The 17,802-nt window shown below is 38.3% G+C and carries 12 protein-coding genes; 5 read left to right on the top strand and 7 right to left on the bottom strand.

Features of this window, described 5'->3' with window-relative positions:
• Positions 1-40 precede the first annotated feature (40 nt).
• Positions 41-940 (top strand): gliding motility-associated ABC transporter ATP-binding subunit GldA, encoded by a 900-nt coding sequence (gene gldA, locus DR017_RS13000; protein ID WP_002678287.1) that lies wholly within the window; start codon positions 41-43, stop codon positions 938-940.
• 34 nt (positions 941-974) lie between these two features.
• Here gldA and DR017_RS12995 read toward each other — a convergent pair whose 3' ends face one another.
• The gene (locus tag DR017_RS12995) at positions 975-2,564 is read right to left on the bottom strand and encodes a peptide chain release factor 3 (RefSeq protein WP_002678154.1); all 1,590 of its coding nucleotides are present in this window, start codon (positions 2,562-2,564) and stop codon (positions 975-977) included.
• Between the two features lie 177 nt (positions 2,565-2,741).
• Between DR017_RS12995 and DR017_RS12990 the strand changes: the two genes are divergently transcribed.
• The 4 genes from DR017_RS12990 (at position 2,742) to DR017_RS12975 (ending at position 8,574) form a co-directional block, all read left to right on the top strand.
• Complete coding sequence (locus DR017_RS12990; protein ID WP_002678276.1) at positions 2,742-3,185, top strand: hypothetical protein; 444 nt, start codon at positions 2,742-2,744, stop codon at positions 3,183-3,185.
• A gap of 137 nt (positions 3,186-3,322) precedes the next feature.
• Positions 3,323-4,768 (top strand): SWIM zinc finger family protein, encoded by a 1,446-nt coding sequence (locus DR017_RS12985; protein WP_002678101.1) that lies wholly within the window; start codon positions 3,323-3,325, stop codon positions 4,766-4,768.
• A gap of 134 nt (positions 4,769-4,902) precedes the next feature.
• On the top strand, positions 4,903-6,732 hold the full coding sequence (locus tag DR017_RS12980; protein ID WP_002678035.1) for a HEAT repeat domain-containing protein: 1,830 nt from the start codon (positions 4,903-4,905) through the stop codon (positions 6,730-6,732).
• A 9-nt stretch (positions 6,733-6,741) separates the two neighbouring features.
• Positions 6,742-8,574, top strand: a complete 1,833-nt coding sequence (locus DR017_RS12975; RefSeq protein WP_002678061.1) for a HEAT repeat domain-containing protein — start codon at positions 6,742-6,744, stop codon at positions 8,572-8,574.
• Positions 8,575-8,605: 31 nt separating this feature from the next.
• On the opposite strand, the gene uvrA is transcribed toward DR017_RS12975, so the two are convergent.
• From uvrA to mfd, 6 genes are all read right to left on the bottom strand, one after another.
• Positions 8,606-11,443, bottom strand: coding sequence for an excinuclease ABC subunit UvrA (uvrA, locus tag DR017_RS12970; protein WP_002678083.1), 2,838 nt, complete (start codon positions 11,441-11,443; stop codon positions 8,606-8,608).
• Between the two features lie 125 nt (positions 11,444-11,568).
• A complete protein-coding gene (locus DR017_RS12965; protein ID WP_002678227.1) occupies positions 11,569-12,540 on the bottom strand; it encodes a hypothetical protein in 972 nt (323 codons plus the stop codon).
• A 115-nt stretch (positions 12,541-12,655) separates the two neighbouring features.
• On the bottom strand, positions 12,656-13,336 hold the full coding sequence (locus tag DR017_RS12960) for an Imm43 family immunity protein (protein ID WP_002678144.1): 681 nt from the start codon (positions 13,334-13,336) through the stop codon (positions 12,656-12,658).
• Between the two features lie 92 nt (positions 13,337-13,428).
• Positions 13,429-14,061 (bottom strand): hypothetical protein, encoded by a 633-nt coding sequence (locus DR017_RS12955; protein WP_002678080.1) that lies wholly within the window; start codon positions 14,059-14,061, stop codon positions 13,429-13,431.
• Positions 14,062-14,066: 5 nt separating this feature from the next.
• Positions 14,067-14,348: an immunity 17 family protein gene (locus DR017_RS12950; protein WP_002678172.1), complete on the bottom strand. Its 282-nt coding sequence runs from the start codon at positions 14,346-14,348 to the stop codon at positions 14,067-14,069.
• 114 nt (positions 14,349-14,462) lie between these two features.
• Positions 14,463-17,795 carry a transcription-repair coupling factor gene (mfd, locus tag DR017_RS12945; protein ID WP_002678032.1) on the bottom strand — a complete coding sequence of 1,111 codons (3,333 nt, stop codon included), beginning with the start codon at positions 17,793-17,795 and terminating at the stop codon, positions 14,463-14,465.
• Positions 17,796-17,802 lie beyond the last annotated feature (7 nt).

Raw genomic sequence — 17,802 nt, 5'->3', positions numbered from 1 at the left:
ATAGAGAAATATTGTACTTTTGAGCCCAAAATAAATAGAAATGTCAGTAAAAGTCAATCAATTAACAAAGATATATGGACAGCAAACGGCTGTAAATGCTATTAGCTTTGAGCTCCAGAAGGGAGAAATTACCGGTTTTTTAGGTCCTAATGGAGCAGGGAAATCTACAACAATGAAGATGATCACGGGGGCTTTGATCCCTACCAGTGGCTCGGTTACTATTAACGGTATTGATATACTTCAGCATCCTATTGAGGCACAGAAGACTATTGGCTATTTGCCTGAACATAATCCTCTGTATACCGAAATGTATGTGAGAGAATATTTGCGCTTCACCGCTGACTTATATTCCAACGTGCCTAAGAGTAGGGTGGAGGAGGTGATTGCCCTTACGGGACTCACACCAGAGAGCAATAAGAAGATAGAGGCACTCTCAAAAGGTTATCGCCAACGTGTGGGACTTGCTTCAGCTCTTATTCACGATCCTGAGATACTGATTCTCGATGAGCCGACAACAGGACTTGACCCAAATCAGTTGGTTGAGATACGCCATATCATTAAGGAGCTTGGCAAAGAGAAGACGGTTTTGCTTTCGTCGCATATTATGCAGGAAATTCAGGCGGTTGCCGATAGAGTAATCGTACTGCATAAAGGCAATATAGTGCTTGATAAAAAGATGAGCGAGCTGCAAGGCAAGGAACAGGTGATAGAAGTAGCATTCGATTTTCGTGTAGAGGAACGCCTTTTACGCGCTTTGCCTAATGTGTCGGCAGCACAAAACGTATACGATTTCTTATATCAAATCACCTTTGACACGGAGGAAGATATGCGCCCTGTTGTGTTTGACTTTGCTAAGGAGAACGGATTAAAAATCCTCCAAATCAACCATAAACATAGAGACTTGGAGGAAACGTTTATTCAGGTAACAGGAGGTAGGTAATAGATGTCAGGTGTCAGGGGACAAGTGTTAGGAATTAGTACTCGGATGTGAAGTGTAGCTTCAGGTTCGGGTATTTTTGTTTTACCATCTCAATAGAGAATGCAGAGTCGGCGAGGAAGACTAATTGGTTCTGTTTGTCGCGTGCTAAGAACTTCTGTTTTACACGTAGGAAATCAAGATATTCGGGGTCTTTAGGGTTTTCGGGCGCTTCTACCCAGCAGGCTTTGTAGATAGGGAAGTTTTCATAACTACACTTCGCTCCGTATTCGTGTTCCAATCGGTATTGAATGACCTCATATTGAAGTGCTCCTACTGTTCCGATGACCTTGCGACCATTGAAATCTAATTTGAAGAGCTGTGCTACGCCTTCGTCCATTAGCTGGTCGATGCCCTTTTCTAATTGTTTGGATTTCAGAGGGTCGGCGTTATTGATGTAACGGAAATGTTCAGGAGAGAAACTCGGTATTCCCTTGAAGTGTAGCATTTCGCCTTTGGTGAGTGTATCTCCTATTTTAAAATTCCCTGTGTCGTGCAAGCCTACAATATCTCCTGCATAAGATATATCCACTACTTCTTTCTTTTCGGCAAAGAATGCATTCGGGCTGGAGAACTTCAGCTTCTTGCTAAGGCGTGTGTGCAAATAGGGTTTATTGCGTTCAAAAGTGCCTGAAACAATCTTCACGAATGCTAAACGATCGCGGTGGTTAGGGTCCATATTGGCGTGAATCTTGAAGACGAAACCTGTGAAGGAGGGTTCATCGGGGTTTACGATACGCTCTTCGCTGGCTTTGGGGCGTGGTGAAGGGGCGATTTCGACAAAGCAATCGAGTAGCTCACGTACGCCAAAGTTGTTGAGTGCAGAGCCAAAAAAAACGGGTTGCTGCTCTCCATTGAGGTAGGCTTCACGGTCGAATTTTGGGTATACTTCATATACTAACTCTAAATCGGAGCGGAGATTTTCGGCTGATTGTTTGGATATTATCTTCTCTAATTCGGGGCTGTTGATGTCGGTAAAGGCGATAGTTTCTTCTATGTTCTTTCGGCTATCGCCAGAGAATAGGTTGATATTCTTCTCCCAAATGTTATAAATTCCTTTGAAATCATAGCCTATACCTATGGGAAAACTCAGTGGAGTTACCTTTAAGCCGAGTTTTTGCTCTACTTCGTCTAAGAGGTCGAAGGCGTCTTTCCCTTCACGGTCTAACTTGTTGATGAAGACAATCATAGGGATGTTACGCATACGGCATACTTCGACAAGCTTTTCGGTTTGCTCTTCTACCCCTTTGGCGACGTCGATGACTACGATGACACTATCGACGGCGGTGAGAGTGCGGAAGGTGTCTTCGGCGAAATCCTTGTGACCAGGGGTGTCTAATATGTTTATTTTGTGCTCTTTGTAGTTAAAAGCGAGTACTGAAGTGGCAACGGAAATGCCGCGTTGTCGCTCAATCTCCATAAAGTCGGAGGTAGCTCCTTTTTTTATTTTATTAGATTTTACGGCGCCAGCTTCTTGTATAGCTCCTCCGAAGAGTAGGAGTTTTTCGGTAAGGGTAGTTTTTCCGGCGTCGGGGTGAGATATGATGCCAAAGGTACGGCGCTTTTGTATTTCTTGTTTTAAAGACATAGTGTTTATTTGTCGATTCGTATATTAGCTGATTTGTAAATTGGGGGCAAAGGTAAGAAATATTTATAAATAGAAAATAAGAAACAGAGTGAATTTATTGATAATTTAAGGGTAAAATTTTGTAATTGAAGATTTTATTATATTTTTTTGCACTTTTTTTAAGTAATAAGTTACATTATGAATAAGGTAAAGATTCTATTATTACTATGTATTGGTGGTCTTTTTGGTTGTCAATGGTTTGGTAGTCAGGAGGCTAAGGAAGGTGTGCCTGATGTTGATTCACTTGTTGTGAAAGATACTTCGGCTTATATCAGTTTAGAAGAAGCTGAGGATAGAGTGCTTGCTTTGCCTTTGGCTAAACGAGTGGGTAAGTATATAGAGATGATTTCGGATGGGAAGAGGGGTATTAGTTATTTTTCGGATGCTGCTACTATTGACGATAAAGAGTTTTATGAAATTAGGATAGGGTACGATAGTTCTATTCGGTTTGAAACGTATTATATTCTTTATGTAAATAGGAATAATGGCAATGATATCCGGATTATAGAGCCTGTTTCGGGGGATATTATCCCTATTTTAGACTTTAAAGACGATAAGAAATATGATGAAATACCTGAATAACATAGGGTTCTATGGGAGGAATCACACATTGGAAGGTTGATTGAAATTAGATAGAGTTCATAAAGAGTAATACTTGCTTTTTAGATTGTTTTTAGTATCTTTGCGCTTTAAAGTATATAAAAATCACAATATAAAATATGATAGAAGTAACGCAACAGAAGATTGAAGAGCTTGCCCCCAATGCAGAGGCGGCTAAAAAAGGACGTGAGTTGGTGAAGAAAAACAAATTTAGCAACTTAAAAATCAACGCAGAAAAGAACCTTATATGGGGTGAATGCGCAGGGAGTGGAAAGAATCCTTACTACTGCTCTGCCGATTATGTAGACCCTAACAACCCTGTATTCCGCTGTAACTGCCCGAGTCGTCAGTTTCCGTGTAAACACTCTGTGGGTTTGCTTTACTGTTTTGAAGCGAATGCAGGTCAGTTTACCGAAGGAGAAGTACCTGAGGACATTCTCTCTAAACGTGAGAAGATAGAGAAAAAACAAGAGAAGAAAGCCCAAGAAAAGGAATCTATCAAAGAGAAAGCCGAGAAACCTAAGAAGGTGAATAAGGCGGCTTTCACTAAGAAGATTGATGCCCAGCTCACTGGTATTGAAACTGCCCAAAAGCTGTTGCGCGATATGGTGAATACGGGGCTTTCATCAGTGGATGCTAAAATGCGTGCGACCCTCAAAACACAGATAAAAGACTTAGGAAACTACTATATAGGCGGTATTCAAACGGCTTTCAACAATCTATTGCTTTCTATTGAGGAGGTAAAGAATGAGGAATATACTGCGGTGGTAGACAACTTAAACTATCTTTCGGCTTTGCTTAAAAAAGCTACTGACTACCTCAAGGCGCGCAAGGAAGACCCTGAAGGAACGCCTGAACTGTCTTCAGCAATTGAAGAGCAAATAGGCTATGTGTGGAAACTCGTTGAGTTGATGCAGTATGGGCAATATGAAGAGAATGCTTCTTTGGTGCAATTGTCATTCAACAGTTATGACAACGAGGCACGCAAAGAGTATGTAGATGAGGGGGTATGGCTCAATCTCAAAACGGGTAAAATCTATAAAACGTTGAACTATCGTCCTTATAAAGCTGCGAAGTATATTAAAGAAGACAACAGTATGTTCAGTGTGTTGCAACTAAAAGACCTTTACATCTATCCTGGAGATACCAATCCGCGTATTCGTTGGGAGGCTGATGGAGCTTCAGAGCGTCCGCTATCACAAGCTGACCTTGCAACAGTGAAAGGTTTTGCTTCGGGGCAATTTGCCGAGACGATAAAGGCTGTAAAGAACACTATTAAGAATCCGCTAATGGATAAACACCCTGTAGTGCTTTTGGCGTTGCATAAGGCTTATAGAGTAGGGGAGGACTTGGTAGTAGAAGATGCTAATGGTTTTGCTATCACCCTAAGAGATATTGAGGAAGGCGCTGTATCACCAACGGGCAATCTGAAGTCGTTTTTGCCAGCAAATGCCGAGGGGCTTTCCCTTGTGGTAATGATGCACAACGATGTAGCCAGCGGATTGCTATCAGCGCAACCTCTTTCACTTATCACAGCAGAGAAAGTAATTAGACTACTCTACTAATACTAAATTATACAATAGCTAAAAAGCCCCCGTTCCCCCGAAGGGGGACAATCCGCAAAAGCAAGAATTTATTAGCAAATAATTATTTTAATGCGGACTTTGGGTTAATTGTTAATTATCAATTGTCAATTATTATGAAGCCTTTATACGATTTACAACAAGAACTGAACCGCTTGTTTATAGCGGGAAGTAAGTTTGCTAAGAACGACCCACGCCTACAGAAGCACGTTCCTATACTGAAAAAGTTAGGTGAAAAAGCTCCTGTATTCAATAAATTAGCCCAAGAAGTAGAAGCTTTGCTACAAGTAGAGAGCACACAAGCTGCCGAAAAACTATTGGGTGTTTCTACTTTGCTCTATTCAGTGCTCTATACTCAAGGCGTTACTGTAGAGGCAGAGGCTACAAAAGAAAGCCAAATCCCTACAATACAATTGGCGAATGTGAATACTACCTATTCCTATTTACAGCTGAAACCTGTACTACAAGCCCTTACCCAAAGCAACTCAGGTCGTTTGGAAATATTGCAAGATGCCTTTGAACGCAGGGTATTTGACGATTCACGCACTTATGGGTACTTGAGTTATGCTTTAGCTGACAAGTATTCAGAGCTCACTTATTACGTTGAAAACACTATCATTCCAGCTTGTGGAAAAGCGATGCTCCCTTTCCTCATTGCCGACTTCCGTTTAGAAGACAAAAATGAGAATGTACGCCGATTGCGCTTGTTACATCAATTAGGATATGCAGAAATAGGCACCTTAGTAGACAAAATATTTAGTGAAAATCTCCCCAATCTGCAAGCAGAAGCTATTAACATTATAGCAGACAAGAAGGATGAACAAACCGAAGCATTTATCATCAGTTTGACGGGTGATAAGAACAAAGCCGTACGAGGGGCAGCATATAGTGCCTTAGCAAAACTCGGTACGCAACGCAGTATTGATAAGCTCTACGAATTGTATAACACCAATAAGCAGAAAGGCAATGCAGAGCTCTTGGCAGAAGCTATCGCCAAAGTAGCTGTTCCTGAGTATTTCCTGCCATTTGTGGAGAAAATTCAAGAACGTTATCAGCAGTTATTAACCATAGATGATTCAGATGAGAAAGCGCTTAGCGCAGCTTTTGAACGCTTTGTTATTGATATAGATATTTTGGCAAATAAGGATTGTGAAGAAGTATATACACTCTTCGCGGAGATGTTGCAGAACAAAGAGTTTAATGCACGACGCAAGAAAGTGTTCAAGAATACGTATGACCCTACCGCTACCAATATGATGGGGGTATTAAATACCTTGAAAAGCGATAAAGTACTCGCCTTTTATGATACCCATAAGCAACTTCTCACCTATACCAATGGCTATAGCGATATGTGGATTAACTATTTCTGTAGTGCTTTCAAGAATGAGAACTATAGTAAAGAAAAGCTCTTTGAGGTATTCAGTTCTCAATTGGGAAAATCAGCTGCTACGGAAGAGATATTACGCGCTTTTAGTGGTATAGAGGGTAGTTATGCTTATAATTCCTTTAAAGAATCAAAAGTGAGAGTGGATAGATTAGACCCTCGCTGGGTAAACACTTTCTATTCTTTTATCGAAAGTCTTAAAAAGCTCAATAATAGTTATACCCATATAGTACTCTTTATACTTGATGCTTTAGAAGGAACAAGCCAAAGATTAGATGATTTGCTATTGAAAGCTCTGTCTCAATCGTATTCAGATGATATGATATGGATGTTCCGCTTGGTATTAAAGCGCAATTTGCCTAATAAGTTCGAATTAATTTATCACTCATTAGAAAAAATAAAAGCAGGTAATTCTTATTACTATCTTTACTATCTTTCTAATTCAGACTTTTGGAATCAGTTTCCTAAGGAATATTTAGAGAAGTTTAGAGCTTTGGCAAAGAAGAATAGGCTAAATGTATTTGAAGACATAGCAGACGAAATTGAGAAATCAGTTAAATAGCAGATTAAAATGAAACCCTTATACGATTTACAACAAGAACTGAATCGCTTGTTTATAGCGGGAAGTAAGTTTGCGAAGAATGATCCACGCTTGCAGAAGCACGTTCCTATACTGAAAAAGTTAGGTGAAAAAGCTCCTGTATTCAATAAGTTAGCCCAAGAAGTAGAATCTTTGCTACAAGTAGAAAGCACACAAGCTGCCGAAAAGTTAGTAAATGTCGCTACTTTGCTCTATTCAGTACTCTACACACAAGGTGTTACTGTAGAGGCTGAAGCCGAAAAGAGCGAGCAGGTTCCCACTGTCGCTCTGGCAGATGTGAATACTACCTATTCTTATTTACAGCTGAAACCCATGTTACAAGCTCTTACTGAGAGCAAATCAGGACGATTAGAGGTGCTTAAAGATGCTTTTGAACGCAAGCTGTTTGACGATTCGCGGACTTATGGTTACTTGAGTTATGCTTTAGCAGATAAATACACCGAACTTGCCGATTATGTAGAGGAAACTATTATCCCTACTTGTGGGAAAGCAATGCTCCCCTTCCTTTTATCAGACTTTCGTTTGGAGGACAAAACAGAACACGTACGCCGATTGCGTTTGCTACACCAATTAGGTTATGAAGGAATAGATGCTTTGGTAGATAAAATATTTGCTGAAAATCTACCTAACTTACAAGCTGAAGCCGTCATTATACTTTCAGACAAGAAAGATGAAAAGACAGAAGACTTTATCATCAGTTTGGCAAGTGATAAGAATAAAGTGGTACGAGGAGCAGCTTATAAAGCGTTAGCCAAACTCGGTACGCAACGCAGTATTGACAAACTTTACGAATTGTACAGCAATAACAAACAGAAAGGAAATGCGGAACTCTTAGCAAATGCTATTGCTACAGTTCCGCTACCCTCGCACTATCAGTCGTTTGTTCAAAAAGTGCGTGAATACTTTGAAGCGTTACTTGCAATGGATGACTCTGACGAGAAAGCAGTAGTAGCAGCTTTTGAACGTTTGCCTATAGAGTTGGAAGTGTTGAAATACAAAGATTACCCTGAGACTTATGCACTTTTGGGAGAAATGTTTGGTAATAAACTCTTCAATGTGATGGCTAAGAAGCGTTCACTTACTAATTATCATATTATACCACGCCTTGTAGATGTATTAGATACATTTAAACAAGAGAAAATCATACCTTTTTATGAACAATACACTGACACATTAGTACATAGTGATTGGGCATATCCTCTTTTTACTGATTATTTTTATCGTATTCTTAACGGAGAAGCCGAATATAGCAAAGAGAAAATCTATGAGATTTTTGCTCCTCAATTTGGAAAGGTACTTGCTCATTATGATGCTATAGAAGGATTAGCAGGGACTAAAGGGGGATATGCCGTAGGTTTTTTCTATAAAAAATTACGTCCTATTACACCTGATAAAATAGACTCACGTTGGGCTGATTTATTCTATAATTATCTGTTAAGCCTTAAGAAATGCGATGATAATTATAGTTTAGAAGCTCTTAAAGTTCTTTCTAATTTAGAAGAAAATAGTTCTCGTCTTAACAAACTTATTTTGGAAATACTTCCTAAAGCATCTATTTATAAGAAAGAAATTCTGTACTATCTTATTGCGAAAAGCAATATACCTAACAAGTTTGAAGTGCTATATGAATCGATAGCAAAGATACCTAAAGGATACCATTATTATTATCATAATATAGTAGAAGATGAAAACTTTTGGAAGCCTTTCCCTAAGGAATACGTAAAGAAGTTCCGCGAATTACACGAGAAAACAAAGAGCGATTTCTTTAAAGATATAGCAGAGCAAATAGAGAAATCTTTATAAAGAAGAGGCGTGCTATTAAAGCACGCCCTTTTTATTTTAGGTACTCAGCAGTGAAACTCTTCTTGTTTTTAGCTACTTCTTCAGGAGTACCAAAGGCTATTACTTCGCCACCTGCTGTACCCCCATCGTGCCCTATATCAATGATATAGTCTACTTTTCTAATAACATCGAGGTTGTGCTCTATTACCAGAACAGTATTGCCCTTATCTACCAAACGGTCGAGTACTTCGAGGAGTACCTTCACATCTTCGAAATGCAGTCCTGTGGTGGGTTCATCTAATATATAAAAAGTATTGCCCGTGTCTATTTTAGAAAGTTCTGTAGCTAACTTCACCCGTTGGGCTTCTCCTCCTGATAAGGTAGTAGATTGTTGTCCAAGGGTAATATAACCTAAGCCTACATCTTCTATAGTTTTTAATTTGCGATATATTTTAGGAATAGGTTCAAAGAATTTTACAGCCTCACTTATGGTCATATCTAGCACATCGGCAATAGATTTTCCTTTGTAGCGCACCTCAAGTGTCTCGCGGTTGAAGCGTTTGCCTTTACAAGTTTCGCAAGGCACATAGACATCAGGGAGGAAGTTCATTTCAATCACCTTTAAACCTGAGCCTTCGCAAGTTTCACATCTACCGCCTTTCACGTTGAAACTAAATCTACCTGGTTTGTAGCCACGTATTTGCGCTTCGGGTACTTGGGTGAAAAGGTTGCGTATTTCACTGAAAACACCTGTATAGGTAGCAGGATTTGAACGCGGTGTACGCCCAATAGGTGACTGGTCGATATCGATTACCTTATCAATATGTTCTAAGCCTTCAATACTTTTGTAAGGCATCGGTTTTTTTACGCCATTAAAGAAATGAGCGTTTAAGATAGGGTACAGAGTCTCGTTAATAAGCGTTGATTTACCACTTCCCGATACACCTGTTACCCCGATCATTACCCCTAAGGGGAATTTTACGGTTACGTTCTTCAAGTTGTTGCCCGTACAGCCTTTTAAGATAATTTCTTTGCCATTGCCTTTGCGCCTTTGGGTGGGTATTTCAATCTTCTTTCTCCCACTCATATAGTCGGCGGTGATGGTATTTGCTTTTAGCAACTCTTTAGGCGTTCCTTGAAAGATGATATCCCCTCCATTTACGCCTGCTTTAGGTCCTATATCTACTACATAATCAGCTTCTTGTATCATCTCTTCATCGTGTTCTACTACGATTACTGAGTTGCCAATATCTCTGAGTGATTTCAGCGAGTTGATAAGCCTTTTGTTATCTCGCTGATGCAAACCAATGCTAGGTTCATCTAGTATATAGAGTACCCCTGTGAGTTGAGAGCCTATCTGCGTTGCCAGTCTGATACGCTGAGCTTCTCCTCCAGACAACGATTTAGAACTTCTGTTAAGAGCTAAATAAGTAAGCCCTACATCTATGAGGAATTGGAGTCGGGTGGTAATTTCTTTGATAATTTCTTCTGCTATTTTGCGCTGTTTGGTAGAGAGATGCTCAGGTAGAGATTTGAACCACGCCAATAAATCTGCAATATCTAAGGCAGATAGTTCAGCTATATTTTTATCAGCTATTTTAAAGTAAAGCGCCTCTTTACGCAAGCGAGTGCCGTGACATTCCTCGCAAGGAATAGTATCCATAAACTCTTCAGCCCAGCGCTTGATAGCTGCCATATCGGCATTTTCGTGCTGGCTTTTGATGAAGTTGATGATACCTTCGAAATCAATTTCAAAATTGCGCGTAATGCCTAATACATCCGATTTGATAGCGTATTTATCTTTACCACCATAGAGAATAATATCTATCGCTTCTTTAGGAAGTGTTTCAATAGGGTCGGAGAGTTTATGACCGAACTTTTGTACAATGAGCTCTAATTGTTTGAATATCCAAGTGTTCTTTTGCTCTCCTACTGCTGTAATCCCGCCATTCTTGATAGAGATAGAAGGATCAGGGATAATCTTGGAGAGGTTGATTTCTTGCACCTCACCCAACCCATTGCAGTGCGGGCACATTCCTTTAGGAGAATTGAAAGAGAAGGTATTAGGTTCAGGAAGAGGATATGAGATGCCCGAAGAAGGACACATCAAATGTCGGCTGAAATAGTGAGCTTTTTTTTGGTCGTGTTCTAAAACCATTAGCACATCGTCGCCGTAGTTCATTGCGATTTTGATACTTTCTTGTAGGCGTTTTTGGGTGTTGTCAGTATCATCAATTAGCATACGGTCGATCACGATTTCAATATCGTGTGTTTTGTATCGGTCGAGCTTCATACCTTTTTCGATATCACGGATTTCGCCATCGGTACGCACCTTTACAAAGCCTTGTTTGGCTATCTGCTCAAAAAGTTCGCGGTAGTGTCCTTTTCTCGATTGAACCACAGGCGCTAATAGGTTAATGCGTTTGCCTTTGTATTCTTTGGTAATGAGTTCCTGAATTTGGCTATCGGTATAACTTACCATTTTTTCGCCTGTAGCATAGCTATAAGCATCGGAAGCACGGGCAAAGAGCAGGCGCAAGAAGTCGTAGATTTCGGTGATAGTACCCACTGTAGAGCGCGGTGATTTGGAGGTAGTTTTCTGTTCGATAGCAATCACAGGCGATAGTCCGTCGATTTTATCTACATCGGGGCGCTCTAATCCCCCAAGAAACTGGCGAGCATAAGCCGAGAAAGTCTCAATATAACGGCGTTGTCCTTCGGCATAAATAGTATCAAAAGCCAATGAGGACTTGCCACTACCAGAAAGCCCAGTGAAGACTACAAGCTTTTCGCGAGGTATGGAAAGGTCTATATTTTTGAGGTTATGCACCCGTGCGCCTTGAACTTCAAGGTTTTCTACAGGGGTGATATTTGTAGTTTTCTTCTTCATTTTGAAATGATGATATTATCGAGGGGCAAAAGTACGGAAAAAATTGGTATAATAAGTATTTTGACAAAAACAAAGGTTTCTCTAAGATAGCTCCAAGGTTCTTCCAAGCTTTCTCTAAGGTAGGGTTAAAGAGTTGTTTTAGCTAAAGAAGGCTGTTTATATATCCAATTATGAGTATTAGCAAATGTTATAAATTTGTCATTTTCTTTTGCATTTTTAAATGTTATATAAGCTACTTTTAAATTAGGAAGTTCCTTTAATCTATAAAAATCTTCAGCTTTAAGTTTCTCTAAATCTGTAATCATCAGATATTTTAGTTGTTTTAGTTCGAAAATAGCTTCTATATTTTCAAGATTCTTAAGATGCACACATTCGAGATGAAATATATTTTCTTTATTTTTAAAAGAAGTAAGCCTTGTAATATGAGGCATATACCTCAATCGCACATCAGAAAGCTGAGGTAAGGACGCAATATTTTCTATACTAACATCTTTACAGTTCTGTAAAGAAATATATTCTATATCAGGAAATTTCTCAGCAATCAAATCACTATGGATAAACTTACTATCAACAGTAAGTTCTTTAATAGGTAAATTATTGAGTTTAGAAAAATCTATCTCTCGAGCGCTCAAATGCTCTAACTTTTCAAATGTATTGAGTACAGCGTATTGTTTTATAGTCAACCCAGTATATAAACTTAAAGACGATAAGTTTTTAAATTTAGCCAAAGGAACTAAGGATATACCTTTTTTTACGTTATCATATATCGTGAACTCCTCTAAATCATCAATATGTGATAACTCCGATAAATCCTCTATAAAGCCATTGAATACGATTATTTTTAGTTTCTTTACATTGGTTAAATAGCGTAATTGTTTTAAATTCTCCTGATTCATCTCTGTACTTTTATTTAAAGACAGCCAAAGTTTCTTATTGTACTTCTTTAAATAGGAATTAATAGATGACAAAAGCTCTTCATCCCCTAATAGGTTACTAATATACAGATGTTCGGCATTTTTTATAGCATCCTCTAAATTAGTAGTGTTATTTAGTTCATTGATATTCAATCTCTGATTGTAATGGGTTGTATTTTGCATATTTATGTTTGTTTTGTTTTATACTATGTACAAAATATTCTTTGTTTCAAACACGATCATATTCTATAGCATCTAATAGGTCAGCTATTTTATTTGAGCTAACATTAATGATGCATTACCACTTTAAACAAGTATTATACACTTCTGGGAACTCACTTACTGAATATATCTCAGGAGCATAGCAGAGCTTTTCTATTTCCTCTTTTAATGATTTTTTAATAACTAAGGCATTTTGATAGCAAAAATAATCATCAGGTAATACATTTCCTAAGACAAAAATATTCCTATCAGTAGGCTCTTTTAAGTGCAAATCAGGATAAAGAAAAGTGTCTTCCCAATCTCTTGCAGCTATTTTTGAGTTCTCATTAAAGGCAAATAATTCGTTATCAGCCCTACAGAAGCGTAGTAAATAATAGGGCTGTTTAGCAATATTTTCTCCTTTAGTATTTACAACATTCAAGGTTGCTTTTTCAAATTGAAGATTTAAGTCATTCTCTATCAGAAGATTTAATAATCTATCAGAGAAAACTCTTATCCCTTCATAATATCCTAAGAAATCAAACAACACTTCTTTCTGTCGTTTTACTACTAAAATCAATTCCTCAGGCAATTTGTATTTCTCTTCTGGAGGAAAAGAGAAATACATAGGAGAGTATTTAATCCATTCTCCACGCTTGATTTTAGTAGGGTTTTTAGGGTAAAATTCTTCTGTAATAGTTGTCATTACAGTAGCAGGAACTCCTTTAGGTAACGCATTGGGGTTTGAATAAAACCATATAAACAATTCTTCTTTCATAATATTCGTGATAATTTCACTTTATTTTTCATTATAAATATACAAGTTTGAGACAATAGGGAAGTAGGATGGTTAGGAGGTAGAGAGGAGGGTTACCATTTATAAAAATAGGATAGGTCACTTGTTTTTAGAGAAAAAGGTATTTGAACTCTATCATAACTATCAAGAGAGATATTAATGCTGTCTTTTATTCTTTCTTTTGAAATAAGTATTAGGATTTTCTCTTCGTATAAGTCTGTAGCTATAATAGGCAAAAAGCAATGTTTTGAAACTATTGTTTTAAAGAATATAGCCTTTATTTCATCTAAATTCTTATCAGAATAATAATCTGATACCATTTTTTCTAATATTTCTATTTTGGAGAAAAAGTCGTCTTGATTTTCTATAAGTATACCCCCTATATTTTGATTGAAAATTCTCAACTTCATTAAACTTTCTAACTCGCCAATAGATAAAGTTGTAAAATCAAGGAAAATAGTTTCGTTTTTTACATTCAATATCTTTTTACTAATACTTTTGAAGGAAAAACCTATGTTTAGAAACGCACCCTTTAACTCAATTATTTTAGGATTTACGTTATTTAAATTGGCGGTATTAATAGCTGAGCTCTTGAGAAAAGCCCAAGAAATATTAGTTGTATTTTGGGCAAGGGTATGTAAATCTTCTATCTTATGGAAAGAATAATAAAGACCTAATGACTGCACCCATTTACAAAAATCTTTCATATTATTTATGCTTTATAGGTAAAAGCTATATAGGAGAAGTAAATTCCTACGATTATAAAGAAAACACCTGTAATAAAACCAATAACACGCGCCATATCATGACCTAAATAACGGCTTATTTGCCCCATAGTCCAATTATTTTGGTAATGTTTATCGGGTTCGTATAGCCAATCCCAGTTTTTTAGAGCGCCTATGATGAGGCAAATACCAAAAGTAGCGAGCAAAAGAGCTACAATACCACCAAATGTAATAGGGTTTTTACCTACCCAATTTTTAAATGTTTCCATAGTGTTTAATATTATAGACAAACAAAAATAATAAACTTATTTTTAGAGGGCGATTGGCAAATCGCTCCTATCATATGCCCAAAAAAGCGAATGATTATCAAAGTGTAACGATACTTATGCTTCTATCATTTGCATAACTTTTAGAGCTTGGTATACACTGTTGATGTTTTCGAAAATAAGCAATAGACGCAAGCCGTTGCGGGTTTCTTTCTCTTGCATACGACACTTATCGGGGTAACGTTGTACAAAGAGCAGTAGCTTTTGGAAGCGCGCACTTTGATAGAACGGACTATTTTGGTCGGCAATGAAATAGCCAGTCATTTTTCCGTTTTTCATTACGAGTTTCTCAATTCCCATACGAGTAGCCAACCATTTTACACGTACGCTATTGAGCAAGTCGATAGCTTGAGGGGGTAACTTGCCAAAACGGTCGATAAGGTTGCGTTCATAGACTTGTAAGGCTTCCTCATTGGGCAGATTACTCAGTTCGTTATAAAGATTGAGTCGTTCGGCTACTCTATTGACATAAGTGTCAGGGAAGAGCAGTTCAAAGTCAGTATCTATTTGAGTATCGGTGAGGTAAGTTTTATCTTCTTCGGCGGTGTGGTATAGTTCAGAAAACTCATTTTCTTTGAGTTCTGTTATGGCTTCTTGTAATATCTTTTGGTAGGTATCAAAGCCTATTTCATTGATAAAACCACTTTGCTCTCCCCCCAAGAGGTCGCCAGCTCCTCTAATCTCTAAATCTTTCATAGCGATATTAAGTCCGCTTCCTAAATCGGAGAACTGAGCTATAGCTTCAATACGCTTGCGGGCATCGTCGCTCATCGCTATCAGAGGAGGCGTGATGAAGTAGCAAAAAGCCTTTTTATTACTTCTACCTACGCGACCGCGCATTTGGTGTAAATCGGATAAGCCAAAATTATGTGCATTGTTGATAAAGATAGTGTTGGCATTAGGAACATCTAAACCACTTTCAATAATAGTGGTAGCAACCAATACATCATATCTACCTTCCATAAAGGCGAGCATAGTCTCTTCTAATTTCTTTCCGTCCATTTGTCCGTGACCAATGGCGATACGAGCATCAGGGAGCAATCGCTGAATCATTCCAGCCACCTCTTGAATATTTTCAACCCTATTGTGCATAAAGAATACTTGTCCGCCACGCTGAATTTCATAACGAATACCATCGCGTATTACCTCTTCATTGAAAGGTACTACTTGCGAATCAATAGGGTAGCGGTTAGGAGGAGGGGTATTGATAACCGAAAGATCGCGGGCAGCCATCAAACTGAATTGTAGTGTGCGTGGGATAGGTGTAGCAGTGAGTGTAAGTACATCGAGGTTTTCTTTGAGGGTTTTGAGCTTATCTTTTACACCTACGCCAAACTTTTGCTCTTCATCAACAATCAGTAATCCTAAATCTTTATAAGTAACCTTTTCGCCTACTATTTGATGTGTGCCGATGATAATATCTAACTGACCTTTAGCTAGTTCTTCTAAGATGATTTTCTTTTCCTTGGCTGTGCGGAATCGGTTGAGATAATCGATGCGCACAGGGAAGTCTTTCATACGCTGGCTAAATGTTTGAAAGTGTTGGAAAGCCAGCACAGTAGTAGGTACAAGTACGGCTACTTGCTTGCCATTATCGACAGCTTTGAAGGCAGCGCGAATGGCTACTTCAGTTTTCCCAAAGCCTACATCACCACACACCAACCTATCCATAGGTTTAGAGCTTTCCATATCAGCTTTTACTTCGGCAGTAGCCTTACTTTGGTCGGGAGTATCCTCATACAAGAATGAGGCTTCCAACTCGTTTTGCATATAACTGTCGTGAGCAAAAGCAAATCCTTGAGCTTCTTTTCGTTTGGCATATAACTGAATGAGGTTGAACGCAATTTCTTTTACACGAGCCTTGGTTTTCTGTTTGAGGGCTTTCCACGCTCCTGAACCTAATTTATAAATCTTAGGAGGTTTGCCGTCTTTTCCGTTATATTTAGTAATCTTATGTAGCGCGTGAATGCTAACGAATAACACATCGCGGTCTCCATAAATCAGTTTGATAGCTTCTTGTTGTTTGCCTTCTACTTCAATCTTTTGTAAACCAGCGAACTTACCAATACCGTGGTCTATATGTGTAACATAATCACCTACCTCTAATTGCATCAGTTCTTTAAGTGTAATGGCTTGTTTTTTGGCATAACCATTCTTTAGTTGAAATTTATAATAGCGCTCAAAGATTTGATGATCGGTGAAAACATTGCATTTCAATTCAGTATCTACAAAGCCAGCGTGTAGCAATAATTGTACCGTTTGGTAAGGTACTTTTTGCTCCATTTCCTCAAAAATATCCTGAAATCGCTTGGCTTGTTGTTCACTTCCGCAGAGGATATAGTTTTGAAATCCTTCTTCGTGTTTGTCGTTGAAGTAACTAATAAGGAGTTCAAACTGTTTGTTAAAAGAAGGTTGCGGGGTGGTATGAAAAGAGAACTCCTTTTTGTTTTTAGAAGTGGGAGTTGTAGCATTGATGTTTACTTGTTGGAATCTCTGGATTTGTTTTAATAAATCTGTTGCTTGACAATAGAGTTCCTCTGGGGGGGTGCGTTTTACTTCATTGGGGAGCTTTTGATAAATATCGGTAGCTTTAGCAAAGAGTTTCTCAATCTTGGCATCAAAAAATCCCATATCCTTACCAATGAATAGCGTCTGCTCACTGATATACTCCAAGAATGACTGTCGAATCTCATCACTTTCTTTGTTTTCTACATTAGGGATAATTGTAATTTTTGATAGTTGAGCAGTAGACAACTGACTTTCTACATCGAATGTACGGATGCTATCAACTTCGTTTCCAAAAAATTCAATGCGATAAGGTTCATTATTTGAAAAAGAAAATACATCTACAATCCCACCACGTACCGAGAACTCACCAGGTTCGGTAACAAAATCAGTGCGGTTGAAATGGTAGCTGAAAAGCACCTCATTGAGGAAATCAATAGTGAGTGAGTCTCCTTTTTGAATTTTTAGCGTATTTTTTTCTAATTGCTTTCGCGTGATGACCTTTTCGAAAAGAGCTTCGGGGTAGGAGACTATGAGCAATGGTTTTGTACTATGACTCAATTGGTTGAGGACTTCAGCACGCAATAACACATTGGCATTATCGGTATCTTCAATTTGATAAGGTCGACGATAGCTATCAGGAAAGAAAAGTACCTGTTGTTCTCCTACTAAGGTTTCTAAATCATTGAGTATGTAGGCACTTTCTTCTTTATCGGGTAGCAGTACTAATAGAGGTCTATGGACTGTATTGAACAAGTTAGTTATTACTATTGACAAAGAAGCCCCTGCCAATCCTGTAACCTCTGCATTTTCTTTTGTTTGTAGGTGTTTTAATAGGGATTGATAGGTACTGTTTTCAGTAAATTGTTGTAGGAATGATTTCACAGTAAAT

It is taken from the genome of Capnocytophaga sputigena, assembly GCF_900446695.1.
Lineage (GTDB): Bacteria > Bacteroidota > Bacteroidia > Flavobacteriales > Flavobacteriaceae > Capnocytophaga > Capnocytophaga sputigena.
The sequence above is the reverse complement of the archived record's forward strand: the minus strand, read 5'-3'. Positions and strand labels throughout refer to the sequence as shown.